At 59.4% G+C, this 25,721-nt stretch carries 18 protein-coding genes; 17 read left to right on the forward strand and 1 reads right to left on the reverse strand.

Going from position 1 to position 25,721, the window contains the following annotated elements; all coding sequences use genetic code 11:
• The first annotated feature begins 418 nt into the window (after positions 1–418).
• The 5 genes from AB1724_01105 (at position 419) to AB1724_01125 (ending at position 10,854) form a co-directional block, all read left to right on the forward strand.
• Complete coding sequence (locus AB1724_01105; GenBank protein MEW6076388.1) at positions 419–2,590, forward strand: ribonucleoside triphosphate reductase; 2,172 nt, start codon at positions 419–421, stop codon at positions 2,588–2,590.
• 21 nt (positions 2,591–2,611) lie between these two features.
• On the forward strand, positions 2,612–3,301 hold the full coding sequence (locus AB1724_01110) for an anaerobic ribonucleoside-triphosphate reductase activating protein (protein MEW6076389.1): 690 nt from the start codon (positions 2,612–2,614) through the stop codon (positions 3,299–3,301).
• A gap of 24 nt (positions 3,302–3,325) precedes the next feature.
• Positions 3,326–4,081 carry an orotidine-5'-phosphate decarboxylase gene (gene pyrF, locus AB1724_01115; GenBank protein MEW6076390.1) on the forward strand — a complete coding sequence of 252 codons (756 nt, stop codon included), beginning with the start codon at positions 3,326–3,328 and terminating at the stop codon, positions 4,079–4,081.
• Between the two features lie 165 nt (positions 4,082–4,246).
• On the forward strand, positions 4,247–9,079 hold the full coding sequence (locus AB1724_01120; protein MEW6076391.1) for an MBG domain-containing protein: 4,833 nt from the start codon (positions 4,247–4,249) through the stop codon (positions 9,077–9,079).
• A 38-nt stretch (positions 9,080–9,117) separates the two neighbouring features.
• Positions 9,118–10,854, forward strand: a complete 1,737-nt coding sequence (locus AB1724_01125; GenBank protein MEW6076392.1) for a ShlB/FhaC/HecB family hemolysin secretion/activation protein — start codon at positions 9,118–9,120, stop codon at positions 10,852–10,854.
• Between the two features lie 25 nt (positions 10,855–10,879).
• On the opposite strand, the gene AB1724_01130 is transcribed toward AB1724_01125, so the two are convergent.
• Positions 10,880–11,872: a tRNA 4-thiouridine(8) synthase ThiI gene (locus AB1724_01130; protein MEW6076393.1), complete on the reverse strand. Its 993-nt coding sequence runs from the start codon at positions 11,870–11,872 to the stop codon at positions 10,880–10,882.
• Between the two features lie 263 nt (positions 11,873–12,135).
• On the opposite strand from AB1724_01130, the gene AB1724_01135 reads away from it, so the two are divergent.
• Genes AB1724_01135 through murB form a run of 12 tightly spaced genes read left to right on the forward strand, consistent with a single transcriptional unit; the run spans position 12,136 to position 25,707 of the window.
• Entirely contained in the window at positions 12,136–12,609 is a 474-nt protein-coding gene (locus AB1724_01135; GenBank protein ID MEW6076394.1) for a hypothetical protein, read from the forward strand.
• Between the two features lie 3 nt (positions 12,610–12,612).
• Positions 12,613–13,554 (forward strand): 16S rRNA (cytosine(1402)-N(4))-methyltransferase RsmH, encoded by a 942-nt coding sequence (gene rsmH, locus AB1724_01140; protein ID MEW6076395.1) that lies wholly within the window; start codon positions 12,613–12,615, stop codon positions 13,552–13,554.
• A gap of 20 nt (positions 13,555–13,574) precedes the next feature.
• Positions 13,575–13,859 carry a cell division protein FtsL gene (gene ftsL / locus AB1724_01145; protein MEW6076396.1) on the forward strand — a complete coding sequence of 95 codons (285 nt, stop codon included), beginning with the start codon at positions 13,575–13,577 and terminating at the stop codon, positions 13,857–13,859.
• Positions 13,856–15,616, forward strand: a complete 1,761-nt coding sequence (locus AB1724_01150; GenBank protein MEW6076397.1) for a penicillin-binding protein 2 — start codon at positions 13,856–13,858, stop codon at positions 15,614–15,616. The genes ftsL and AB1724_01150 overlap by 4 nt, the downstream gene beginning before the upstream one ends.
• Complete coding sequence (locus AB1724_01155) at positions 15,613–17,205, forward strand: UDP-N-acetylmuramoyl-L-alanyl-D-glutamate--2,6-diaminopimelate ligase (GenBank protein MEW6076398.1); 1,593 nt, start codon at positions 15,613–15,615, stop codon at positions 17,203–17,205. Before AB1724_01150 ends, AB1724_01155 begins: the two co-directional genes overlap by 4 nt.
• Positions 17,206–17,219: 14 nt before the next feature.
• Positions 17,220–18,650: a UDP-N-acetylmuramoyl-tripeptide--D-alanyl-D-alanine ligase gene (gene murF / locus AB1724_01160; GenBank protein MEW6076399.1), complete on the forward strand. Its 1,431-nt coding sequence runs from the start codon at positions 17,220–17,222 to the stop codon at positions 18,648–18,650.
• 4 nt (positions 18,651–18,654) lie between these two features.
• Positions 18,655–19,734 carry a phospho-N-acetylmuramoyl-pentapeptide-transferase gene (gene mraY / locus AB1724_01165; GenBank protein MEW6076400.1) on the forward strand — a complete coding sequence of 360 codons (1,080 nt, stop codon included), beginning with the start codon at positions 18,655–18,657 and terminating at the stop codon, positions 19,732–19,734.
• Positions 19,735–19,745: 11 nt separating this feature from the next.
• Entirely contained in the window at positions 19,746–21,125 is a 1,380-nt protein-coding gene (murD, locus tag AB1724_01170) for a UDP-N-acetylmuramoyl-L-alanine--D-glutamate ligase (protein ID MEW6076401.1), read from the forward strand.
• Positions 21,103–22,218 (forward strand): putative lipid II flippase FtsW, encoded by a 1,116-nt coding sequence (gene ftsW, locus AB1724_01175; GenBank protein MEW6076402.1) that lies wholly within the window; start codon positions 21,103–21,105, stop codon positions 22,216–22,218. Before murD ends, ftsW begins: the two co-directional genes overlap by 23 nt.
• Entirely contained in the window at positions 22,211–23,374 is a 1,164-nt protein-coding gene (murG, locus tag AB1724_01180; GenBank protein ID MEW6076403.1) for an undecaprenyldiphospho-muramoylpentapeptide beta-N-acetylglucosaminyltransferase, read from the forward strand. The genes ftsW and murG overlap by 8 nt, the downstream gene beginning before the upstream one ends.
• Positions 23,365–24,741: a UDP-N-acetylmuramate--L-alanine ligase gene (gene murC, locus AB1724_01185; protein ID MEW6076404.1), complete on the forward strand. Its 1,377-nt coding sequence runs from the start codon at positions 23,365–23,367 to the stop codon at positions 24,739–24,741. The genes murG and murC overlap by 10 nt, the downstream gene beginning before the upstream one ends.
• Positions 24,742–24,762: 21 nt before the next feature.
• The gene (gene murB / locus AB1724_01190; protein MEW6076405.1) at positions 24,763–25,707 is read left to right on the forward strand and encodes a UDP-N-acetylmuramate dehydrogenase; all 945 of its coding nucleotides are present in this window, start codon (positions 24,763–24,765) and stop codon (positions 25,705–25,707) included.
• Positions 25,708–25,721 lie beyond the last annotated feature (14 nt).

The raw sequence follows: 25,721 nt of genomic DNA on the forward strand, positions 1-25,721 counted from the left end.
TAAATCCTTTCGGTCGGGATCCGGATACCGGTTTTACGCCGGAAACGGTATTTAACTGTTTTGATAAATTATGTATTTTATTGTTTTCCGCGCCTTGATGTCTGCCCGGGCGCTTCGTTCAGGCGGCAGAGATGAGGCGCACCGGCCGGCCGGGCGACAAGAAACTTGAAGCCTTTTCTGATGCCTTTGGGGATAACCCGCCGCTTTTCCATTCTTTTCCTTTTTGGGGAAAAAATACCATATATTGAATTTTTTGGTTGACAGATCACAATATGTTGGGATAGGTTGAAGTCCATTCCAGACAAAAAATCATTTCGACTACCTTTTGGATTTATGCAATGAATCGGATCAGAGCCGTTGATGGTACTGATTGCTATCAATATTATTCATTATGCAGCCGGTCATAAGGAGGCCCCAATTGTTTGAAAGCATCAAGAAGCGAGACGGCAGGGTGTGCGGGTTTGATTCACGGAAGATTACCAACGCCATCGCCAAAGCCGGTGAAGCAACGGGTGAATTCGACATTCAGGTGGCGAGAAAACTGACGCTCAAGGTACTGGCCATGGCCGAGCAGATGGGGCTGGGCCCGATACCCGAGGTGGAGGAGATTCAGGACATTGTCGAGCGGGTCCTGCTGGACTCTCCTTTTTTAAAGAGCGCCAAGGCCTATATCCTTTACCGGGAACAGCACGCCCAGATCCGGCAGATCGCTACCCGGGCCAGCGTCAAGCTGGTGGAAAGCTATATCGATAACGCTGACTGGAAAATCAAAGAAAACAGCAATATGAGCTACTCGCTCCAGGGGCTGAACAACTACATCTCGTCGGACGTCACCTCGGAATACTGGCTCAACCGGGTCTATCCGCCCAAGGTCCGGGAGGCGCACAAGAGCGGCGATATCCATATCCATGACCTGAGCCTGCTGTCCGTGTATTGCGTGGGCTGGGACCTGCAGGACCTTCTGCTTCAGGGGTTCCGTGGGGTGAAAGGCAAGGTGGAGAGTTCGCCGCCCAAGCATTTCCGGTCGGCCTTGGGGCAGATCGTCAATTTTTTCTACACGCTTCAGGGAGAAGCCGCCGGCGCCCAGGCGATTTCCAACTTTGACACCCTGCTGGCGCCGTTTGTGCGCCATGACAAGCTGGATTATGAGGAGGTCAAGCAGGCCCTTCAGGAGTTCGTCTTCAACATCAATATTCCTACCCGGGTGGGCTTTCAGACGCCGTTTACCAATCTTACCATGGATCTGAAGGTTCCGGGGACGCTCCGCGACCAGCCGGTCATCATCGGCGGCAAATACAGCGAGAAAGAAACCTACGGCCAGTTTCAGGTGGAAATGGATCTCATCAACCGGGCTTTTGCCGAAGTCATGATGGCGGGCGACGCCAGAGGGCGGGTGTTTACCTTCCCGATCCCGACCTATAATATCACCAAGGATTTTGACTGGGACAACCCCAACCTTGACGCCATCTGGCGAATGACGGCCAAGTACGGCATTCCCTATTTCTCCAATTTCATCAATTCCGATATGTCGCCCGAAGACGCCCGCTCCATGTGCTGCCGGCTGCGACTGGACAACCGTGAGCTCAACAAGCGGGGCGGTGGCCTTTTTGGCGCCAACCCCCTGACCGGATCCATCGGCGTGGTGACCATCAACCTTCCCCGGATCGCCTATGAGGCCAGAACCCGGGAGGACTTCTTCAACCGACTGGCGGAACTGGTGACCCTGGCCAAAGACAGCCTGGTGATCAAGCGCAAAGTGCTGGAAGCATTTACCGAAAGTAATTTATACCCCTACGCGAAATTTTATCTGACCAAAATCAAGGAATCCTCCGGATCCTACTGGAAGAACCATTTTTCCACCATTGGCATTGTCGGCATGAACGAGGCCTGCCTCAATTTTCTCGGGGTGGATATCGCCAATGGCGCCGGTCAGGCCTTCTCCCTAGAGGTCATGGACTTTTTGCGGGACACGCTTTCCGGGATCCAGAAGGAAACCAAGGACATCTTCAATCTGGAAGCCACCCCGGCCGAAGGAACCGCCTTTCGGCTGGCCATGCTGGACAAGCAGCGCTATCCGGACATCATCTGCGCCAACGAATGCGGCGATCCCAGCAGCTTTCCTTTCTATACCAATTCCACCCAGCTGCCGGTAAATTACACGGATGATATTTTTGAAGCGCTGATGCTTCAGGACAAGCTTCAGACCAAGTATACCGGCGGTACGGTTTTCCATGTGTTCCTGGGAGAACAGGTGGAGGATACCGAGGGCGCCAAGGCCCTGATCCGGAAAATCGCCGAGAACTTCCATTTGCCTTATTTTACCCTGACGCCGACCTTCAGCATCTGCCCGGAACACGGCTACATGAGCGGCGAACAGCCGGTCTGCGCCGCCTGCGGATGCGAGACCGAGGTATACTCCCGGGTGGTGGGATATCTGCGGCCGGTGACCCAGTGGAACGACGGCAAGCAGGCCGAATTCGTCATGCGCAAGGTCTTTGACGCCGGCGTCCGGCATGACATACCCGTCATGGCGACGGCGTCTGCCGAGGACAAGAAGACCTATGAGCAGACGCTCTCCATCGTGCAGTAAGCGGAATATGGGCGGCTGATCATGCTTATTGGCGGCCTGCAGAAAACCACCGTTATCGATTACCCCGGGAAGGTCAGCTGTGTGCTGTTCTGCGCCGGCTGCAACTTCCGTTGCCCTTATTGTCATAATCCGGACCTGATTTCCGTGGCCGGCGATCCTTTCATGTCCCTGGACCAGTTTTTCGATTTCCTCTCCCTTCGCCGGGGTTTTCTGGACGGGGTGGTCGTCACCGGCGGAGAGCCCACCCTGGATGACGGGATCCTGTCCCTGTGCCGGAGGATCAAGGAGAAGGGGATGGCCGTCAAGCTGGACACCAACGGCAGCCGGCCGGCCATGCTGGACAAATTGCTGGACGCGGGCGTGATCGATTATATCGCCATGGACATCAAGACCCGGCCCGCCAATTACACCCTGCTGGCCGGAAAGAACTTCGACTGCGACCGGATCCGTTCCAGCATCAAGATCATCAAGCATTCCGGTTTGCCCTATGAATTCAGAACCACCTGCGCCCGGCCGTTTGTGGATGAGGCCATTATGGAAAAAATTTCCGATCTCGCGGCCGGCGCGCCGCTGTATGTCCTGCAGCGGTGCCGCACAAAGCGGATGCTTGCCCCGGAGTTTTTCGCGGGCAGGGAGCCGTTCGCGGACTGGGAACTGGATAGGTTCCGGGAAATTGCCGCCGGAAAAGTGGGGCGGTGTTATATTCGGTGACATATTAAACGCTGTGGTGCCTGTATGACCTTACAACGAGGAGACCGAAAGAAAACCGCCAGGGATTATCTGATTTTCGCCCTGGATGTGCCTGATGCTGACAAGGCCCGGAGGTATATCCGGATGCTTCGCGGCCGGGTCGGTCTGTTCAAGGTCGGGTTGGAACTGTTTGTCCGGGACGGCCGCCAGGTCATTGACGAGATAAGGACCAGTGGCGATGCCGATATCTTTCTGGATTTGAAACTCCATGACATCCCGGCCACGGTCTTCCGGGCCATGAAAAACATCGCCGACATGGGGGTGAGGCTGACCACGGTGCATTGCGCCGGTCAGAAGGACATGCTCCGGGCGGCGTTGGACGGCGCCGACGGCCGGGTGGGAGTGTTGGGAGTGACCGTGCTGACCAGCGTCACTGCCGAAGACGTCCTGGAGGCGGGCTTCGCCGACATTTACGCGCGGGATGTTTCGCTGCTGGTAGCAAAACGGGCCGCCATGGCGGCCGAATGCGGGCTGGACGGGGTGGTCTGTTCGCCGTTGGAGGCGGCGGCCGTTAAAGCGGCGCACGGTCAAGGATTTATGGCCGTAACGCCGGGCGTCCGTCCCTCCTTCGGAGCGGTGGCCGGTGATGACCAGCGCCGGGTCATGACGCCGGCCGAAGCCGTCAGAAACGGGGCGGATTATATCGTTATCGGCCGACCCATCCGCGACGCCGCTGATCCCGGCCAGGCGGCCGACGCGGTCTGCAGGGAAATCGAAGCGCTCCTCACGGCCGGCAAGTGAAGGCCGTCCATGTTCCCCGGGCCGGATGGTCCGCCGTCGTGATGAAAACAAGGGTTTTCAAAACATGGATTGACAGAAGGCGCATTCATAAGATACAAAATAATGAATAATTTATTTTTTCATTAATCCCCGGCGATATCCTTTCGGGGCGGAGTAGAAGTGAAGATGTCTCTGTTTTTCCGGACCGGCCGTTCGCTGGTGACAGAAATATCACGGGCCGCTCTCTTTTCCACCCCCGGCACCTTTACCGTATTGAATTTCATCCTGGTTACTTTTTTCCTGCTCGTATGCCTGCCGCCGTTTGTTCTGGCCAACCCTGAAAACGGCCGGACCGTGGCCGGCCGGGCGTCCATCCACCAGCAGCCGGGCCTGACCACGGTCAATCAGATTTCCGACCGGGCGGTCATCAACTGGCAGCGCTTTTCCATTGATTCCGGAGAAGTGACCCGCTTTAATCAGCCCTCGCCGCGTTCGGCCGTCCTGAACCGGGTAACCGGCGCGCTTTCGTCCGACATCAACGGAAACCTCCAGGCCAACGGCCGGGTGTTTCTGATCAATCCCAACGGCGTGGTTGTCGGGCCGGAAGGCCGCATTCAGACCGGCGGGTTTACCGCCTCCACCCTGGACCTGCCGGACGCGTCCTTTATGCAGGGGGGTGACCTGCTTTTTTCCGGCGGCTCCGCCGGGGGGGTAGTCAACCTGGGCAGCATCGCGGCCGAAAACGGGGACATCCTGCTGATTGGCCGCCAGGTGAAAAACGAGGGGATCCTCACCGCTCCTAACGGGACGGTAGGCCTGGCGGCGGGCGGTGAAGTGCTGCTGATGAACTCCGGAGACCAGCGGCTGGTTGTCCGGACCGGCCTGCCTGAAGCCGGTGGCCCGGCCGCCGGCATTGACAACTCCGGCCTGATCGAGGCGGCCCGGGCTGAGCTCCAGGCGGTGGGCGGCAATGTCTATGCCCTGGCGGTCAATAACTCCGGTGTTGTCCGGGCCACCGGCATTGCCAGCCAGGACGGCCGCGTTCTGCTCAAGGCCGAAGGCGGCGCCATCGTTCATTCGGGCACTATCACGGCGGCTGACGAGAACGGCAACGGGGGAACCATCCGGCTCCATGCCGAAGGTGATGTCGCCTCCGCGATTACGGTCAGCGGCGCGCTGGACGTCTCGGCGCCGGCGCCGGGAGCGAAAGGCGGCACGGTGACCCTGACGGCCGATGAAATTTCCCTGGCCGACGGAACCCTGATCGATGCCTCCGGAGATGCCGGCGGTGGCGCGGTGCAAGTCGGCGGCGGGTATCAGGGTAAGGATTCGCAGATTGACAATGCCCGGCAGGTATCAGTGGCGCCGGAAGTTGACATAAGGGCCGATGCTGTTTCCAGCGGCGATGGCGGTCAGGTGGTGGTCTGGTCCGACGAGGTCACCGAATTTTACGGCCGTATTTCCGCCACCGGCGGGGAATTTTCCGGCAACGCCGGCTCCGCCGAGGTGTCGGGCAAGTCTCTTGTTTATGAGGGATCGGCCGACCTGCGGGCGCCCCGGGGAGATTGGGGGACCCTGCTGCTCGACCCCACCGACGCCAATATCGGCGCCAGCTATGTCCATACCCCGGGCGGAACCCCCACTGCTCTATGGAACCCCGCCGACATTTCCACCAGCCTGGCAACAGCCAATGTCACCATTGCCGCCGACAACACGGTCATCTTTGAAGGCGGTGAAATCGCCTGGAACGCCGCCACCCGACTGACGCTGGACGCGGGCAACCATTTATGGATCGTGCGCGAGCCGCTCCAGGGCGCCAACACCCTGATTACCGCCACCAACGCCGGCAGCGAAGTTTATCTCAAGTCAAAGGCGATCACGGCCGATGCCAGCAGCGCCGACGGAAACCTTGTTATTCAGGCCGGCAAGATCCTGGTGGAACCGGTTTTTTCAACCGGCAACTTTCAGATCCATTCCCAGATTTCGGCCAATGCCTTCCAGATGATCGGCCGGATAAACAGCTTCGGCGGCCGGGTGGCCTTTAACGTCGACAACCCGGCCAACCAGATCGGCACCATTCTGCTGGGCGACGGCAGCGGCCAGTGGCCGGCTTTCGGGGCGACACCGCAGAATCTGCCCGCCAACATCACTTTTGTAACCGGCGGTAACGTGGCTATCGAGACACCGGCGCCGGGATGGATCATGATCGACGGCAATCTGACCGTGCGCAGCGCCGGGAACCTCACCCTCAATAATTTTATCGGGTTCCGGCCCGACGTTTATGACGAGCAGCTCGTACTGGCCGCCGGCGGGAACTTTATCAATGCCGGCAGCCCCGTAACCGTGGGCTCGGTGACCAGCCAACTGCCCTGTGTCAGCAATATCAAGATCCTCTCCACCGATCCGCGTCTGGACACCTACGGAAACGCCGTGACCTGGACCGGCATGCAGGGCCGCATTTACGACAAGGATTACGCCGACCTGGGGTCGCTGCCGGCCGGCAGCTGGTTTGTCTACAGTCTGCGGCCTGATGTCACCATATCTCCCCTGGCTGCGTTCAAGACCTATGGGGACGTCAATCCGCCCCTGCAGTGGTCCGCCGCCGGCGTGGTCGACGGGGACAGCCTGTCCGGCAACCCGGTGCTGTCTACCGCCGTGGATCAGCAGACGCCGGCGGGCGATTACGCCGTCAACCTTACCGGCCTGGGCACCCTGAGCGGTCCCATGGGATATCATTTCATTCTCGATACCACGCCGGCGACGTTTTCCATCGGCAAGGCCCCGGTGAACATTACCGTTCAAAACTACGAACGTTTGTACGGGGAGGCGAACCCGGCGACCTTCCCGGCCGCATACAGCGGCCTGATGAGCTGGGACCAGGACGCTTCCGGCAACCCCAACCCCGGCGTGATCGACGGAATCACGCTTTACGCATCGACATCGCTTCCAGGTGTTCCGGACGTGGATGAACAGTCGGATGTCGGCACCTACTCCATCATCTGGAACGGCAACTGGGCCGGCATTACCTCTCAGAATTACAACGTGACGGCCATCTGGCCCGGCCAGCTGACGGTGACGCCCGCGCCCCTGACCATCACCGCCGATAACTACAGCCGCCGCATCGGCGATCCCAATCCGCCATTCACGGCGACCTATACCGGCTTACAATCATGGGATATGGATGCCGATGGTAATCCCACGGCCACGGCGGTCAGCGGCCTGAGCTTGCAAACCACGGCCAATACCGGTTCGCCCCCCGGCGCGTATCCCATCACACCGGGCTTTGCCTGGGCGCCCAACTACACGGTGTCCTACGTCGACGGCATTCTCACCATCAGGGCGCCCTATCAGCTGGTCATCACCGTCAACGACGCCAGCAGGATTTACGGCGACCCGAACCCGGTCTTTACGGCCCGATACGACGGACTGGCGGAAGGGGACACCCCGTCGGTGGTTTCCAATCTGTGGATTACCACCCCGGCCGTAGACCGTTCACCGGTGGGAACCTATCCCGTCACCGCCGGCGGGGCGATTGCGCCCCCCTACTACTCGCTGGTCTATGTGGGTGGCCGGCTGCAGGTCATGGCCCGGCCCCTGGATCTGTTCGCCAGTGATATCACCGCCGTTTACGGCGACGCCCCGGTTTACGGTTATTCGACCGGCGGACTGCTGCCCGGCGACAGCCTGTCTGAAGAGCCGACGTATTCCGCCGAAGGGCTGACCGCCGGTGACCACCTGATCCATGTGATCGGTGGCGCGGCTGCCAATTACGTCATCACCCGGCACGATGGAATCCTTACCGTCACGCCGGCGCCCTTGACGGTGACCGCCAACGATGCCGCTATTTATAAAAACGAGAGCTACCCGCCTTTTACGGCCACGATAACCGGGCTGCGTTACAGCGACCGGCCTGACGTGGTCGAGGGGCTGAACCTGGTGGCGGTAGAAAATTATAACGGGCAGACGATGCCGCCCTCCGAAGACGGCAACACCTACCAGTACATCGTTCAGGACGGGCCCCTGACCGCCGCCAACTACACCATTGATTTTGATCCGGGCACCCTGACGGTCCGGCCCGAAAGCGTGATCATTCCACTTGAAGTCGTTATTGATCTGTCGACCGTCCAGGTCAATACCTATAATCCTAACAATCAGTTCTCCTACGCCCAGTGGTCCTGGCCCAGCCCCTTCGGTGTGCCCTGGGCGGCGGCCGAAGCCATGCGCTACGTGGCCCGTAATTTTATCCGGCGGATGGGGCTGGAGGTGGACAACATCGACCTGTGGCTGTGCGACAAGGCCAATTGCGGGCTCATTGCCAACGCTCTGCTGGAGTTTCTGAAAATGCCGCTCCAGCCGGGCACCGAGCTGTACAACCAGCAACAGATCATCAAGACCACCCTGGAAAATCAGATTCGCGACATGAAGGTGAAGATTGCCGAGCAGGCGGTAGCGGAATTCAACGCCTGGCGCTACGCGCAGGGGCGCAAGCAGGGAAGAATGATGTCACTCTTGGGCGATGTCTCCATGCCGGACGAGGATTTTGTCACCAATGCCACGGCGGCTTATGTTACCGGCGCCATCAGCATTGCCACCCTGACAACCTTCGGGTTCACCGCCACCGCTATGACAAGTATGGGAGTGATCATGCCAGCCTTCTTCAGTGCCTGGACGGCCGGGGCCCTGGCCGGGCATACCGCCACTTCCGCCAGCGTCATTGCTTCCAGCATATCGGCGGCCGGTGCCGCCATGCCCATTATCGGCGGGGCTCTATTTGCCGTGACGGTCGGCGTATCCCGGGGTATTCAAGTGGCCGAGCGGGCCCAGCTTGAGGATTATTACGAACATCTCGTCGAAAACGCCCAAAATTTTGATATTGACACGTTGCTTTACGGTGATACCAATGCCCAGTCCCAGCTTTACGGCATGATGCTGATACTGGGAATGAGCAACCAGGGATTTAATTTCACTCCGCCGCCGTCATTCAACGTGATGCTGCCACAGGGGGAAAGAAACGGGTGAACAGGTTGTCAAACGGTAATCTCAGGATGCGGTTCCTTATGGGAGCCGCTTTTCTTCTGGCGCTGCTCTGCGGCGCTTTTTTTGTTCCGGTTTTGTCGGCCCAGGATCTGCGGGACTTGAAACCCGAACCCGTGGCGCCGCAGGTGGCCCCGCCCGAAGGGGAGATCATTCCCCCGGCCCCGGCACAGGTCTCCCCTGCCCCGGCTGATGAAACCGTCATGGTGGAAGCGCTGCTGGGCCTCGTTTTTGTGACCGCCGCCGATCAGGTCCAGCCCAGTCCCGCCATCCCCGAAGGCGGACTGGACGCCGGCCGGGTTCCCCTTCTGGCCGATCCGGAGGCCCGGGCCATGCTGCAGGAGCGGTATCTGGGAAAACCGGTTTCCATGGCCGCGCTCCAGCGTCTGGTGATGGACCTTTATCTGCACTACTCCCGGACCGACACCCCCTTTGTGAGCATCACCCTGCCCGAACAGGATATCACCTCCGGCGTTGTCCAGGTGATGGTCAGGGAAAGCCGGGCCGGCGCCATCCGCATCGATGGGGCCCGGTACTTTTCCGAAGACCTCTACCGGTCGTCCATGCGCCTCAAGCCAGGCGATCCCGTCCGTAAGTCGGTGCTGAACGGGGACGCGGACTGGATCAACCGCAACCCCTTTAGAGCCGGCAATTTCTTCATGGCGCCGGGCGGTGAACCCGGCACTACGGACTTTGAATTCCGGGTCAACGAGCGGCTGCCGTTGAGGGTATATGCCGGCTACAACAACGCCGGCACGGACACCACCGGTAAAAACCGGGCGGAGACCGGACTCAACTGGGGCAATGCCTTCGGCCTGGGCCACCAGCTGAACTATCAGTTCACCACCAATACCGAGTTCGAGGATTATGCCGCCCACAGCGGCTCCTATCTCGTTCCCCTGCCCTGGCGGGATGCCTTGACGCTGTCGGGGGTGTACTCGACGATTCACAGCCGTATGCCCGAGCCTTTCAATCAGGACGGCAAATCGTCCGAACTGAACCTGCAGTATGATCACGATCTGCAGGCCTGCGGGGCCTATACGCAGGGCCTGTCGCTGCTGTTCGATTACAAGAACAGCGACAACAACATGGAGTTCAGCGACGAGCCGGTTACGGACAACACGACCTACATTATGCAGGCAAGCCTGGTCTACAGCGGCAATCTGCCCGATTCCCTTGGCGCGACCGGTTTCACGGGACGGCTCACCTACAGCCCTGGCGATCTGGGGCATTACAACAAGGACGAGTATTTCGACATCACCCGGGCGGGGGCCGAGGCGGACTACACCTATGCCAACCTTCGCCTGACCCGTTCCCTGACGCTGCCGGCGGCGTTTTCCCTGGATTTGTCGGCCACGGGGCAGCTGTCCAACCGCAATCTCCTGGGAAGTGAACAGGTTCAGTTCAGCGGGCAGTTCGGGGTGCGGGGCTATGATGACGATGCGGTCTATGCCGATACCGGTTATCTGCTGCGGGCGGAACTGCTGCTGCCGCTGATATTCCCGGCCCGGATGCTGGCGGACCGGGAATGGAAGGATCCCTTTCAGCCCTTCCTTTTCTGTGATTACGGCATGGGGGAGAACGTGGATCCGCTGCCGGATGAGGACCCCACCACCATTGTCCGGAGCGCCGGGGCCGGGTGCCGGTATCATATCGACCGGTATCTCAGCGTGGACTTCAGCTACGGCTGGCAGTTGAAATCCCTGGAGGGCGAAGACCGGGGTTCAAAAGGGCATATCCGGGTTTTGCTTAGTTCTTGATCAGGGGCGATAAGACTTCCATTAATCAGAGCAGCAGATGCCGCACTCTGTCCGGCGCTATCCCCAGGATGGGAAGGGCCCGCGTTTCCCGGCCGGCGGCGACCATAATCTGAACGGGCTGTTCCACTACCTTGCCGTATCCGGCGCATATCCCCGCCGCCAGCATCAGCATCGCTTCATCCGGTGTCCCTGCCAGCAGGCAGGTCGGTCCCGGCAAATCTTTGATTTTCAGGGTGGTGAACGTCCCGGCCGACGCGATTTCCGAGAGACGCTGATTGTCGGCCTTGTTTTTGCCCACGATTAATTTGGCTTCCGGACTGAGGCGGAAATGCCGGCCGAAGGCGAGTGCCGCCAGGTCGCTGTCGGAAAAGGCGGGCTGGTGGTCAAACAGGTCTCTCAACCGCTTGGAATAGTTTTCGTCGGTCAGCAGACAGCCGCCGGCGGGTGAGGGATAATCGCTGACGCCGTAACGCGCGGCCATCTCCATCTGCGGCTTGCGGGAACGGCCGGTGATGCCGTGCAGGCGGTTTCTGTCCACCAGTCCTTCCTTTTCCGGTATGGTTTCCGGCAGCACTCTGGCGCTCAAGGGACGCAACAGATAGCCGTCCACACCCGACCGTTTTTCTACATAACGCAGCGCGTGTCCGACCTGGGACATGGGCCGCTGCCCCGCCACTTCGCCGCTGAAAATAAAATCAAAACCGTTTTCCCGCATGATTTGCCCGGCGATATTGGCCATCAGGGCGTGACAATCCATGCAGGGATTCATGTTCTGGCCGTATCCGCAGGGCGGGTTTTTCAACATGCCCAGGTATTCCGACGTAATGTTTTTCACGGTGAGGGGAATGCCGGTGGCCAGGGCCGCCTTCCTGGCGTTATCGGCCGTAAAGAACGGTGTTTCAAAGCTGATCCATTCCACCGCGATGCCCTGGTCGCGCAGGACCAGCGCGGACAGAATGCTGTCCAGTCCCCCGGAGGAAAGTCCCAGCGCCCTGATTTTTTTATGTGTGTCCGTCATGACGGGCCATGCTGTCCATAAAAAATAGAAAAAAAATTAAAAACAATATTCGTTTTTCGGTCTGTTTTGGCAATAAAAAAATATGTGTTAAAGGGATCTTCTTCTTTCCCTCGACCCTTTTTCATTTCTGCGGCCCTTTCATGACATGCCATTATGCCCATAATTTATTAGAAAAATTATTGTTTTTCCCATTTTTTTTGCTTGACAAGAATATTTTTTGCTATAAAGTGGATGCAAAGGGGATGCTAGGTGAAGGAATAGGAATGGACAGCAAAAACAAGAAATTAAGAGGGATGACCACCAACACGGTTGATCCCAAGGGGCGCTTTATTATTCCGAAACGCTTCCGGGACTGTTTTCACGACTATCCCGGCAACAGCGACAATCTCCTGATGATTACCTATTACGCTAACGCCCTGCACGTCTATCCCGAGGCGGAATGGGAAAAAAGAGAGAAGAAACTGCTGGAGAATGAAACCATGGCCGGGCAGTACCAGCGGCTTATCGATAATTATCTGGGGCAGGTGTCGGAGTGCAAGATCGATAAGCAATGGCGGGTGCTGATCCCGGCGGACCTGCGGGAACTGGCGGGTATAAAGGAAGATATCGTCATTGTCGGCCTGGTTTATTATTTTAAAGTCTGGGACCGTGAGAAATACGAAGCGCAGCGGATCAATTTCGACAAACAGGTAGACAGCGAGGAGTATCAGCGTGTAATCCGAGATATAGGGCTTTAAACCATGTGGTACGGTCATACACCGGTTATGCTCAACGAGGCGGTGGATTCCCTCAACTGCGGCAAGGGGATGGTGATCGTCGACTGTACCATAGGCGGGGCCGGTCATTCCCGGTTGATCGCCGGGCGGATTTTACCTGGCGGGCTGCTGATCGGAATCGACCGGGATGAAGACGCCCTGATGACGGCGCGCCAGAAGCTGCAGGACTGGAAACCGAAAGACGTTTGCCTGGTCCATGACAATTTTTCCAACCTTCCTTTCATACTCCAAGAAGCGGGCGTCGAAGCCGTTGACGGCGTACTGCTTGATCTGGGCGTTTCCCTGCATCAGCTGCAGGGCAGCGGCCGCGGCTTTTCATTCAACCGGGACGAACCCCTCGATATGCGCATGGACGTGCGCCAGCCGCTGACGGCCGACGCCATCGTCAATCACGACAGCGAAGCCCGCCTGGCCGGGATTTTCAGGGAATTCGGGGAGGAGAGGTTCGCGACAAAAATCGCCCGGGAGCTAGTCCGCGTCCGCCGGACCGAGGCGATTTCTTCCAGCACCCAGCTGGCCCGTATCGTGGAGAAGGCTTATCCGGCCGGATCCCGCCGTTCGCTGAAGATTCATCCGGCCACCCGGGTGTTCATGGCCTTGAGAATCGCCGTTAACGGTGAACTGGACAACCTGAAAAAATTTCTGGCCGGCGTGGCGGACTGTCTGAAGACCAATGCCAGGCTTTGCGTTATTACCTTCCATTCGCTTGAAGACAGGATCGTCAAACGGCAGATGCGGCTGTGGGAGACGGCCTGTGTCTGTCCGCCTGATTTTCCCGTGTGCTGCTGCAACAAGAAAAAAGAGTTTCGTGTCATTACGAGACGGGCCATGGCTCCCGGCCGAGAGGAGCTCGCCGCCAATCCCATGGCTCGGAGCGCCCGGCTGCGGGTAGCGGAGAAAATCTGAAGGCGGGTGGAGGACGGGAAATGAGGGGGGATCGATACAGTGTCAAAATTACCGTCGCCTGGGTGGCGGTACTGGTAGCGTGTATCCTCGAAATTTATTTTTACACCTGGTTTACCGTACAGTCCCGGCGATTGAAGCTTGACATCGGGCGGCTTGAGAAACAGGAAAACAGCCTGGCGGCCGAGAAAAAAGAGTTGCGGATCGAAATCGTCCGGCTCAAATCGCCGGCGAGAATTATCGGGATTGCCAGAGATGAACTGGGCATGGTGATCCCGGGAACCGATCAGGTAATGGTTATGCCATGAGATACAGCCGAAAGAAATTTAAACCGGGCAAGATCAGGCTCCGCATTCTGCTGGTGGGAATCTTTTTTACCCTGCTTTATTGCGGTATTGCCGGTCGGGTCGTTTACCTGCAGGTAGTCTGCGGCGACATGCTGGCATCCAGGGCATCCGGCCAGTACACGCGGACCCTTGTCACTTCGGGCAAACGGGGCACCATTTATGACCGGAATCATACGGAACTGGCCGTCACCGTCGACGCCACTTCCATCGGCATTCATCCCTCCCTGATCCCCAACTCCGTCGAGGTTGCTCCGAAGCTGGCCCGGGCGCTGAATATGGAAACCAAGGCGGTCAGGAGCAAGCTGATCTCCCGGCAGCCGTTTGTCTGGTTAAAACGGGCCGCCATGGCCGATGAAGTCTCGGCGGTCAAGCAGCTCAATCTGGCGCCTGAAGCGATCGCCTATGTCCCGGAACAGAGGCGAGTCTACCCCGGCAACGCCATGGCGGCGCAACTGATCGGGTTTACTGGTATCGACGGCAACGGGCTGGAAGGGATCGAATTTACCTGGGATGAATATCTCCGGGGCGCTTCCGTACGCCAGACGATTCTGATGGACGCCAAGAAGCGCCGTCTGGGCGCCGGGGAAGAACTTTCCGGCAGCGTGGACGGTCATAACGTTGTCCTGACCATCGACGGCGCCATTCAGTACATCGCCGAGACCGCCCTGGAGAAGGCAGTAGTGGATTCCGACGCGGACCACGGCATGGCCATCGTGATGGATCCCAACACGGGGGAAATACTGGCCATGGCCAATTATCCTTTCTTTGACCTGAACCGGTTCGGCGATTATCACCGGGATCTCTGGCGGAACCGGGTCGTGGCCGATGCCTTTGAGCCGGGTTCAGTCATGAAGGTTTTCCTTGCGGCCGGGTCCATCGAATCCGGTATGTGCACGCCGGATACGGTTTTTGACTGTGAGAACGGCGCTTATCGTATCCATGGTCACACCATCAACGATACCCACCGTCACGGCTGGATGACCGTGAGGGACATTATCAAGACGTCCAGCAATATCGGCGCGGTCAAGATCAGTGAAAAAATCGGACGGAAAATGCTGTGGGAAATCCTGCGGAACTTCGGGTTCAACACCAAACCGGAAGTCGAGTGCCCGGGCAATGCCGAAGGCCGGTTGTCCTATTATACCCAGTGGACGGATGTGGATATGAGTACCATCGCTTTCGGACAGGGAATATCGGCCACAGCCGTCCAGCTGGTGACCGCCGTTTCCGCCATCGCCAACGGCGGATTACTGATGAAGCCTTACGTGGTCAGCTCGGTCGTGTCTCCAGACGGGCAGGTCGCCCGGCGACGGGACCGGGAAATCGTCCGGAGGGTGATATCAGAAACCACCGCTGAACATTTAAAAGAAATGATGACGGGCGTGACCACCGAAGGCGGAACCGGCGTGAACGCCGCTGTTGAGGGGTATTCGGTCTGCGGTAAAACCGGTACCGCTCAGAAACTGGATAAGGACGGCCGGTATTCGAACCGGGATTACATCTCCTCCTTTCTGGGGTTTGCCCCGCAACACAACCCCCGCGTCGCCGTCATGGTGATTGTGGACTCGCCGAGAAAGGCTTATTACGCCAGCGTTGTGGCGGCACCGGCTTTCAAGCAAATTGTCCGTGAAACCCTTAACTATTTCGGGGTGCTGCCGGAGACGGACCATGCCGGAAAAAATTTGATGGTGCAGGCTGACGGGGGAGGAAACGGATGAGACTGTCTGTCCTGCTTGCCGCCGTGTCTCCCCGGCGGGTTACCGGTAAGGGCCTGGCCAGCGGCGGGGTGATATCTGATCCGGAAGTGACTTCCATCCACTGCCGGGCCGATCAGGTCCGGCCGGGCGGCGTTTTCGTGGCTGTCCGGGGCCGGCATGCCGACGGTCATGATTTTACAGGCGAAGCGCTGGCCCGGGGCGCGGTGGCAGTAGTCGCCGAGAAATCCGATATCAACGACGCCATTGTGGCCGAGGTGGATGATTCCAGGAAAGCGCTGGCGCTTCTGGCCGCAGACTTTTACGGACGGCCGGCGGAAAGGCTGAAGATGATCGGGGTGACGGGGACCAACGGGAAGACAACAACGGTTGCGCTGATCGAAAGCATTTTAACGGCCGGCGGCGCCGTTGCCGGCGTCATCGGCACCGGGAACTTCCGTTATCGGGGAAAGACATTTGTCAACCCCCTGACCACCCCGGACGCCGTTGATTTGCAACGCATTCTGGCCGAGATGGAAGGCGCCGGCGTCACCCATGTGGTCATGGAGGTGTCGTCTCATGCCCTGGATCAGAAGAGAGTCGCCGGCTGCGCTTATGACGCGGCGGTCTTTACCAACCTGACCCAGGATCACCTCGACTATCACGGCACCATGGAAGACTATTGGGCCTGCAAGCAGCTGCTGTTTACGGCTTACCTGGGCGACGGCGCCGGCGCGAAAAAGGCTGCGGCGGTAATCAACTGCAACGATGCCCGGGGACGGGACCTGTGCGGACGGCTTCAACATGTTCAGCTGATCCGGGTCGGGGAAACCGGCGATTGCCAGGTGTTTCCCCGGAATGTCCGGCTGACGCCCGGGGGCATTGCCGGCGATATTGTCACGCCGGCGGGCGCCTTGTCTTTTTCGTCCCCTCTTTGCGGGCACTATAACTGTGAAAATATTCTCTGCGCCGTCGGCGCGGTCGTCGCCCTGGGAATCGCCAACGAAGACATCCGTGCCGGTATAGAAGCGTTCCAGGGCGTACCCGGGAGACTGGAAAGAGTTCCCAATCTGGTGAACCGGCATGTTTTCGTGGATTACGCCCACACGCCGGACGCCCTGGCCAATGTTCTTGGCACCATCCGGGCCATAACCTCCGGGCGCCTGTTCTGCGTGTTCGGCTGCGGCGGTGACCGGGACCGGAAGAAACGCCCGGAGATGGGGCGGATTGCCATGGACGGAGCGGATCGGGTGGTGATTACTTCCGACAATCCCCGCAGCGAAGAGCCGGAGGATATTATCCGCGACATTCTCGCCGGTATCGGCGAAACGGCTTCGGCCGTGTCGGATGTCCGGGAACTCGGCCGTTGCAACGGCGGCAAGCGTTATCTGGTGGAACCGGACAGGAGTCGCGGAATCGCGGCGGCGGTTCTGGCCTCCCGGCCGGATGATACCGTTGTCATTGCCGGGAAAGGCAGCGAGGCCTGCCAGATATTCAGGGACAGGACCATAAACTTTGATGATCGGCTGGAAGCCCGCAACGCGCTGCGTCTGCTTGAAACTGAATTCCGGCCGGACGGTGCGCGATGTGAAATGCAGCGCGCGGGTGAGTGAGAATGGGAAAATATGTGGCATGGACGGGTCCGGACGTGCTGGCGGCTGCCGAAGGGGAGCTGGTCTGCGGGGCCGGGGATTATTTTTTCAGCGGTGTGTCGATTGATTCCCGCTCCATCAGCCCGTCGCATCTGTTCGTGGCGGTAAAGGGGCAGAAACATGACGGTCACGATTTTATCGATGAAGTGTTGAAGAAAGGCGTTGCCGGTTTTGTGATTGATAAGTCCCGACGGTCGACGGTGGCCGAGCGAATCAGATCGTCGGGCGGTCTGTGCGTGGCGGTGACCGATACGGTTAAGGCCCTGGGCGCCATGGCCCGCTATCGGCGGCGGCAGGCGGGCCTGATTGTCGTGGCCATCACCGGGACCAACGGCAAGACCTCTACCAAGGAGATGACAGCCCGGGTGCTGGAGCAGCGCTACCAGGTACTGGCCACGGCAGGGAATTTCAACAACGAGATCGGCCTGCCGCTGACGCTGCTGCGTCTGGAGGCCTCGCATCAGGTCGGGGTGCTGGAACTGGGCATGAACGCGCCCGGTGAAATCGCGCGGTTGACCCGGATATGCGAGCCGGACATCGGCGTGGTCCTGAACATCGGCGAAGGCCATCTGGCCGGCCTGGGGAACATTGAAGGCGTGGCCCGGGCCAAGGGGGAGCTCATTGAAACCATGGGCAACAATGGCGCGGCCGTGCTGAACGCTGATGACCCCCGGGTGCTGAAGCTGGCGGAGAAAGCCGGCGGCCGGGTGGTGACCTTCGGCCAGGGCGACCAGGGCGACGTCAGGGCGGTGCGTTTCCGGCAGACGGATAGGGACTGCGCCTTTGATCTGGTACTGTCGGACCAGGACGACGCGGTCCCCGTGCAGTTAAAGGTCAGCGGTCGGCATCTGGTGTCCAATGCCCTGGCCGCGGCGGCAGTGGGAAAACTGATGGATATCCCCGCGCAAATCATTGCCAGCGGGCTGGAGCGGTTTGTTCCCGTTCCCGGCCGGATGAACGTCATCCCCACCCGAGCCGGGTTTTTTGTCGTGGATGATACCTATAATGCCAATCCCGGATCCATGCGGGCCGCCATTGCCGCTCTGAAAGGATTGCGGGGAAGGCGTCGCGGCCTGCTGGTTTTCGGTGACATGTACGAGCTGGGCGACCAGTCGGCCGTCATGCATCAGAAGATCGGCGGATGGGCGGCGGAAAGCGGCGCGGCCATGATTTTTGCGGTCGGTGATTTTGCCAGAGCCGTCGCGGCCGGCGCCATGGAGGCGGGAATGACCAGAGATAAGATTGTGACCGGGACCCGGGAGCAGATCATCAAGGCCTTGTCCAAAAACGTCCGGTCCGGCGACTGGGTGCTGGTCAAGGGATCCAGGGCCATGGCCATGGAAACGGTTGCTGCCGCCATTGTCGGAAAAGGCGGCGGACCCGAAGAAGAAAAGCCGGGGAGATAGCGGGATGTTTTATCATTTACTTTATCCGCTCCGCGAATATGTCTCGTTTTTTAATATCTTTCAGTACATCACCTTCCGGACCATGTACGCGGCCATGACCGGTTTCCTGATCGCCTATTTGCTGGGCCCCAGGACCATCCGGCTGATGGCCGAAATGCAGATCGGTCAGTATATCCGGGAATGCGGTCCCGAACGGCATCAGCAGAAGGCCGGGACGCCCACCATGGGAGGCATCCTTATCATTCTGGCCGGTCTGGGATCCAGTCTGCTCTGGGCCGATCTGACCAACCGGTATGTCCTGATCGTGATATTCGCCACGCTGGGGTTCGCGGCCGTGGGGTTTGCCGATGACTACCGCAAGACGGTAAAAAAAAGGAACAAGGGCCTTTCCGGATGGGTCAAGTTTTCGCTGCAGAGCCTTATGGCCGCGCTGGTCTGCCTGGCGATTCTCCAGGCGCCCGGTTTCAGCACCCGGCTGCTGGTGCCGTTTTTAAAATCGGTAACGCCGGACCTGGGCCTGTTTTATGTGCTTTTTGGCATGTTTGTCATCGTCGGCGCCTCCAATGCCGTCAATTTGACGGACGGGCTCGACGGGCTGGCGGCGGGACCGCTGATCATATCCTATATGGGGTATATGGGGTTTGCTTACGTGGCCGGGAACCTGATTATCGCTCAATATCTGCAGGTCGCTTATGTGCCCGGAAGCGGGGAGGTGGCGGTCTGCTGCGGCGCCATCGCCGGCGCTCTGACCGGGTTCCTCTGGTTCAACGCCTATCCCGCGGAAATTTTCATGGGAGATGTGGGCTCTCTGCCCCTGGGCGGGACCCTGGGAACCATTGCGGTCATCACCCGGCAGGAAATCCTGCTGGCCCTGGTCGGCGGCATTTTTGTGGTGGAGGCCTTGTCGGTCATTTTCCAGGTAGGGTATTTCAAGGCCACCGGGGGAAAACGGATTTTCCGCATGGCGCCGCTGCACCATCATTTTGAATTAAAAGGGTTGGCAGAGCCGAAAATTATCGTCAGATTCTGGATCATCGCCATCGGCCTGGCGCTGGTCGCCTTGAGTACGCTGAAAATCAGATAGGCGGAGCGGGGATGGAGATAAAGAACAGGAAATTTCTGGTGGTCGGTATGGGCGTCTCGGGCGTGGCCGCGGCCCGGTTTCTGAAACGGAGGGGCGCCGAGGTGACCATTACCGACCGGGCACCGGCAGACCGGCTGAAACCGCACCTGGCCGAGGTCGAGGACCTGGGCGTGAAACTTGAACTGGGCGGGCATTCGGACGAATCCTTTGCGGCGGTCGACGTCATTATTGCCAGCCCCGGCGTGCCCCTGACCATAACTCCCCTGCGTCGGGCGGCGGAAGCCGGGATCCCGGTCATGGGTGAAATCGAGCTGGCCGCAGCCCTGATCAGCAAGCCCATCGTGGCCGTCACCGGCACCAACGGCAAGACCACCGTGACGACCCTGGTCGGGGAGATGCTGAAACAATCCGGCAAGCATGTTTTTGTCGGCGGCAATATCGGCAAACCCCTGATCGGCTTCATTGACAAGGGTGAAAACGCCGATGTGGCGGTGGTGGAAGTCAGCAGTTTCCAGCTGGACGGCACATACGGGTTAAGGCCATCGGTAGCCGTGCTGCTGAATATCGCCGAGGATCATCTGGACCGGTATGATACGTTTAACGACTACGTCCGTTCCAAAGGCCGGATCTTCGCTCATCAGGAAACGGACGACACGGCCGTGCTCAACGGATCCGATTTTCATGTGCTGCAGGCGGCCAAGACGGCCCGCAGCAGAAAATGCTATTTCAATGGCGGCCACAAGATCAGCAACGGATCAGTAAGCCGTGATGGCGGAATCGATATCTGGCGGGACGGAAACCGCGTCGGCGGGATCGATATCCGGCAGCCCTACCTGCTGGCGCCGCATAACCTGGAGAATGTGTCGGCGGCCGTGCTGGCGGCGCTTTCCGCCGGCGGGACCATGGCCGGCGTTCAGGCCGCGATCGATGAATTCAAAGGGCTCCCTCATCGCCTGGAGTTCGTGGATACGGTGGATCGGGTCGACTACTTCAATGATTCCAAGGCGACCAATCCCGATGCCGTGCGGCGGGCTCTGGAATGGTTTCCCCGCCCGGTGGTTTTGCTGATGGGCGGCCAGGACAAGGGTTGCGATTACGGCGTCCTGAAGAACGTCATCCGGGAGCATGCCCGGGCGGTGGTGCTTTTCGGTGCGGCCCAGGAGAAGATCCAGCTGGCGATCAACGGTGCCGCGCAACTCCGATCCGAAGCGACGCTGGCCGGGGCGGTCCGCCGCGCCCGAAGCCTGGCCGAAGCAGGCGACGCGGTACTGCTGTCGCCGGCTTGCTCCAGTTTTGATGCCTATGAAAGCTACGCCCGGCGGGGGGAAGACTTCCGGCGTATCGTGGGGGAATTAAAAGGGGAAACGGATGAATCTGCCCAGAAGAAATGATTATCCTTTATACTTTGACGTGTTTCTGCTGTTCCCGGTGTTGATGCTGACGGGTATCGGGGTGGTCATGGTATACAGCGCCAGTTCTCACCTGGCCGCGGAGAAGTTCGGCGACAGCGCTTATTTTCTGAAAAGGCAGGTGCTCTTCGCCCTGGCCGGAATCAGCCTGATGATTTTTTTCCGGTATCTTAACTACCGGGTGCTCCGCGTTCTGGCGTACGTTATTCTGGCCGCGGCGTTTATCCTGCTGGGGCTGGTCTTTGTCGCCGGGGTCGGCTTCTCCGCCAACGGGGCCACCCGCTGGCTCCGCATCGGCGGTTTTTCCTTCCAGCCGTCGGAACTGGCCAAATACGCGCTGATCATTTATCTGGCCTATTCCCTGAACAAAAAGCAGGACAACCTCAACCATTTTTCCATCGGGTTCCTGCCCCATGTGTTTGTGCTGGGCGCTTTTGCCATCCTGATTCTGTTTCAGCCGGATTTCGGATCGGTGGTGGTGTTCGGACTGATTACCTGGATCATGCTGTTCGTGGGTGGGGCCCGGCTGATGCATCTGTTCATGTCGTTTATCTTTCTGCTGCCGGCGGCCGTCTATTACGCGATGCAGGCGCAATACCGGCTGGTTCGGCTGATCTGTTTCCTGGATCCCTGGCGATACCAGAACGAGGGCGGCTATCAGATCATTCATTCCTTCATGGCCTTCGGCACCGGCGGGATCTGGGGGACGGGAATCGGACAGGGATACCAGAAACTTTTTTATCTGCCGGAACCGCACACGGACTTTATTTTTTCGGTTATCGGGGAGGAACTGGGGCTGTGGGGCGTGTGCCTGGTGCTGACGCTCTTTATGATCCTGCTGTGGAGAGGCGTGATTATCGCCCGGGCCACTCAGGACCGGTTTGGCGCTCTGCTGGCGCTGGGCCTGACGGCCGCCATCAGTTTTCAGGTGTTTGTCAACACCGGCGTGGCCGTCGGTATTCTGCCCACCAAGGGGATTACGCTGCCGTTTCTCAGTTACGGCGGAACGTCGCTGGTGTTCAATCTGGCCGCCGCCGGTATTCTGATGAGCATAGGACACAGGCGCGATGCATGACGATGTGACAAAAAAAGAGATCCCGGCAGCGCCGGGCATTATCATCGCCGGCGGGGCCACGGGCGGTCACCTCTTTCCCGGTATCGCCATTGCCGAGCATTTGCGGGAAGAAAGGCCCGCCTGCCGCCTGTTGTTTGTCAGCACCGGCACCGCCATCGAAAAGAGGGTCCTGCCGAAAACCGGTTTCGATTATCATTGGATACCGACCGAGGGGATAAAGGGCCGGAGCCTGATGGCCAGGGGCAGGGCCGTTATCAAACTGGCCGCCGGGATTGTCGCGGCGGTTGCGGTGATCCGGAAATTCAGGCCGGACATGATCATCGGCATGGGCAGCTATTCTTCGGCACCCCTGGTGATCGGCGGATGGTTGATGGGCATCCCCATCGCGCTGCATGAGCAGAATGCCCTGCCGGGAATCAGCAACCGGATGCTGTCCCGCTTGGCCGACCGGGTGTTTATCTCCTTTGAAAAGACGGCTGGGCGGTGGCCGGCGGGAAAAGTGCGGGTGACCGGCAATCCGGTCCGCCAGGAGATCCTGCGGGCCATGGCCGGAGAAACACCGGCGGGAGCCTTGGACACGGCCGATTTTACCGTGTTGATCATCGGCGGCAGCCAGGGGGCCAGCCGGATCAACCAGGCGGTGACCGGAGCACTGGCCTACCTGACCGACAAGGCCGGCCTTTTCTTTATTCATCAGACGGGCCAGGCTGAAGAGGAAGCGGTCCGTCGGATCTATCAGCAGGCCGGGGTGTCCTGCCGGGTAGCGGCGTTCATTGACGATATGGCGGCCTGTTACGCCCGGGCGGACCTGCTCATCTGCCGGGCCGGCGCGACCACGGTGGCGGAAATTGTCTGCATGGGGAAGCCCTGCATCCTGGTGCCGTTTCCCCACGCGGCCGATGATCATCAGACGGAAAATGCCCGGGCCCTGGTCGAGGCCGGCGGCGCTGAAATGATTCCCGAAAGGGAGCTGACGGAGCGGGGGATCGCCGAAAAGATCGTTTATTACGCCTCCAGCAGAGCCAAGCTCAAAGACATGGGCCGGCGGCTGCGGGCGGCGGGAAGGCCCGAAGCGGGCCGGATTATCGCCGGTGAGTGCCTGACGCTCATGGCGGAAACAAAAAAGCGGAGAATGGTCAAACAGGCATGTACGTAAAAAATTACCATATTTTCTTTGTCGGCATCGGCGGCATCGGCATGAGCGGCATCGCGGAACTGCTGCTCAATCTCGGTTATACGGTGTCCGGTTCCGATATCAGGACCAGCAATATCACCCAGCGGCTGGCGGATCTGGGCGGGACGGTATTTTATCAGCATGACCGGAATAACATCAAGGGGGTGGACGTGGTGGTGGTTTCCTCCGCCATTGGGCCGGACAACCCGGAAGTGGAAGCCGCCCGGGCCGGCGGCGTACCGGTAATCCCGCGGGCCGAAATGCTGGCGGAGATCATGCGCCTGAAATACAGCATCGTGGTCGCCGGGGCCCATGGAAAGACATCGACCACCTCCATGATCGCTTCCGTCCTGGAAAAAGGCGGGCTGGATCCCACGGTGGTGGTCGGCGGCCGTCTGAACAGTATCGGCACCAATGCGCTGCTGGGCAAAGGCGATTTTATTGTGGCCGAGGCGGACGAAAGCGACGGGTCGTTTTTAAAGTTCACGCCGTCCATCGCCGTGGTCACCAATATCGACCGTGAGCACCTGGACTATTACGACGGTCTGGAAAGCATCAAGCGGGTGTTTCTGGAATTCATTAACCGCATTCCGTTTTACGGTCTGGCGGTAGTCTGTCTGGACAATGAACCCCTGCAGTCGCTGCTGCCGACCATTCAGAAACGATGCATTACCTACGGCACCAGCCAGCAGGCCGATTTCCAGGCCCGCCAGATCAAGCTGGGACAGGGGAAAGCCTGTTTTTCCGTTTATCACTTTGGCGACAAGCTGGGTGATATCGTGCTCAATGCTCTGGGGGTTCACAATGTCAGGAACGCGCTGGCGGCGGTAGCGGTAGGCATGGAACTGGATATTCCGTTCGAGCGGATCAAACTGGCCCTGGAGACCAGGGCCGGCGTTCACCGGCGAATGGAAGTCAAGGGCGAAATCAGGGGCGCGGTGATCGTGGACGATTACGGCCACCATCCCACGGAGATCCAGGCGACCCTGCAGGCCATCCGGGAAAACTGGGAAGATCGTCGTATCCGGGTCGTTTTTCAGCCGCACCGTTACACGCGGACCAGGGCCCTGTTTGATGAGTTCACCCGCTCTTTTTATCAGTGTGACGATCTGGTCGTTCTGCCGGTTTATCCCGCCGGAGAGAAGCCGATCGCCGGGGCTGACGGTTATGCGCTGAGCGAGGGGATCCGGGCTCATGGGCATAAGAGCGTACGGTATGCGGAAGACCGGAAAATCGCCTGTAACTATTTAAGTGAGACCCTTCGGGAAGGGGACATCGTCTTGACGCTGGGGGCCGGTGATGTCTGGAAAGCCGGGGAAAGCCTGCTTTCCGGAACCCCGGAGAAATAACGGTTGCGGGCCGGGGTGGGTATGACGAACGATGATTTTACAGCCTGGGCGTTGCACCGGTTTCCGGGAAGGGTGAAGCGGGACGAACCCATGGCCAGGCACACGTCTTTCGGCGTGGGCGGTCCGGCCGACCTGTTTGTGTCGGTGAAGGATGAAAAGCAGCTGCGGGAACTGGTGCTGGCCTGCGTCGAGGCCGGCGTCCCCTATACCGCCGTGGCCGGCGGCACCAACCTGCTGGTCCTGGATCGGGGGATCCGCGGCGTGGTCATTGACATGAAGAAAGGATTGAAGGACATCCGGGTCGATGGAGATGCCGGCGATGTCGTCACGGTTCGGGCCGGGGCCGGCGTCAATCTCCAGAGCCTCTGTCAGTACGCCATCGACAACGGATTGGCCGGAATGAATTTCGCGCTGGGAATTCCCGGAACCGTGGGCGGCGCGGTCATCATGAACGCCGGCACGGCCCGGGGCGCCATGGGCGACGTTCTGGAGACGGTTACGATACTGACATCGGACGGCCGGTTGATGAAGGCGGCACGGGACGACATGGTCTTCCGTTACCGGCATTTTGAGGTGAGGGGATTTTCTCCGGACGCGGCGGATCCGTTTCTGGTGACCGCTGCCAGGCTGTCCTGCCGCCGGGAAGAACCGGTCCGGCTGCGGGCGGAGGCGCGGGATATTCTGAATGAACGCATGCGCAGTCATCCCGTGGGCGTCCGAAGCGCGGGCTGTTTTTTTAAAAATCCGGCGGAGGGCGAGTCGGCCGGCCGGCTCATCGACCGGGCAGGGTTGAAAGGCAGGCGTGTCGGAGGCGCGGCTGTTTCCGATAAACACGCCAACTATATCGTGAACACGGGCGGCGCCACGGCCGCGGACATTCTGACCCTGATGGCCGAGGTCAGGAGGGAAGTGGCGGAGCGGTTTGGCGTCCGGCTGGAACCGGAGGTGAAAATTGTCGGAGAATAAGTACGGTCACAGGA

It is taken from the genome of Thermodesulfobacteriota bacterium (genome assembly GCA_040753795.1).
Lineage (GTDB): Bacteria > Desulfobacterota > Desulfobacteria > Desulfobacterales > Desulfosudaceae > JBFMDX01.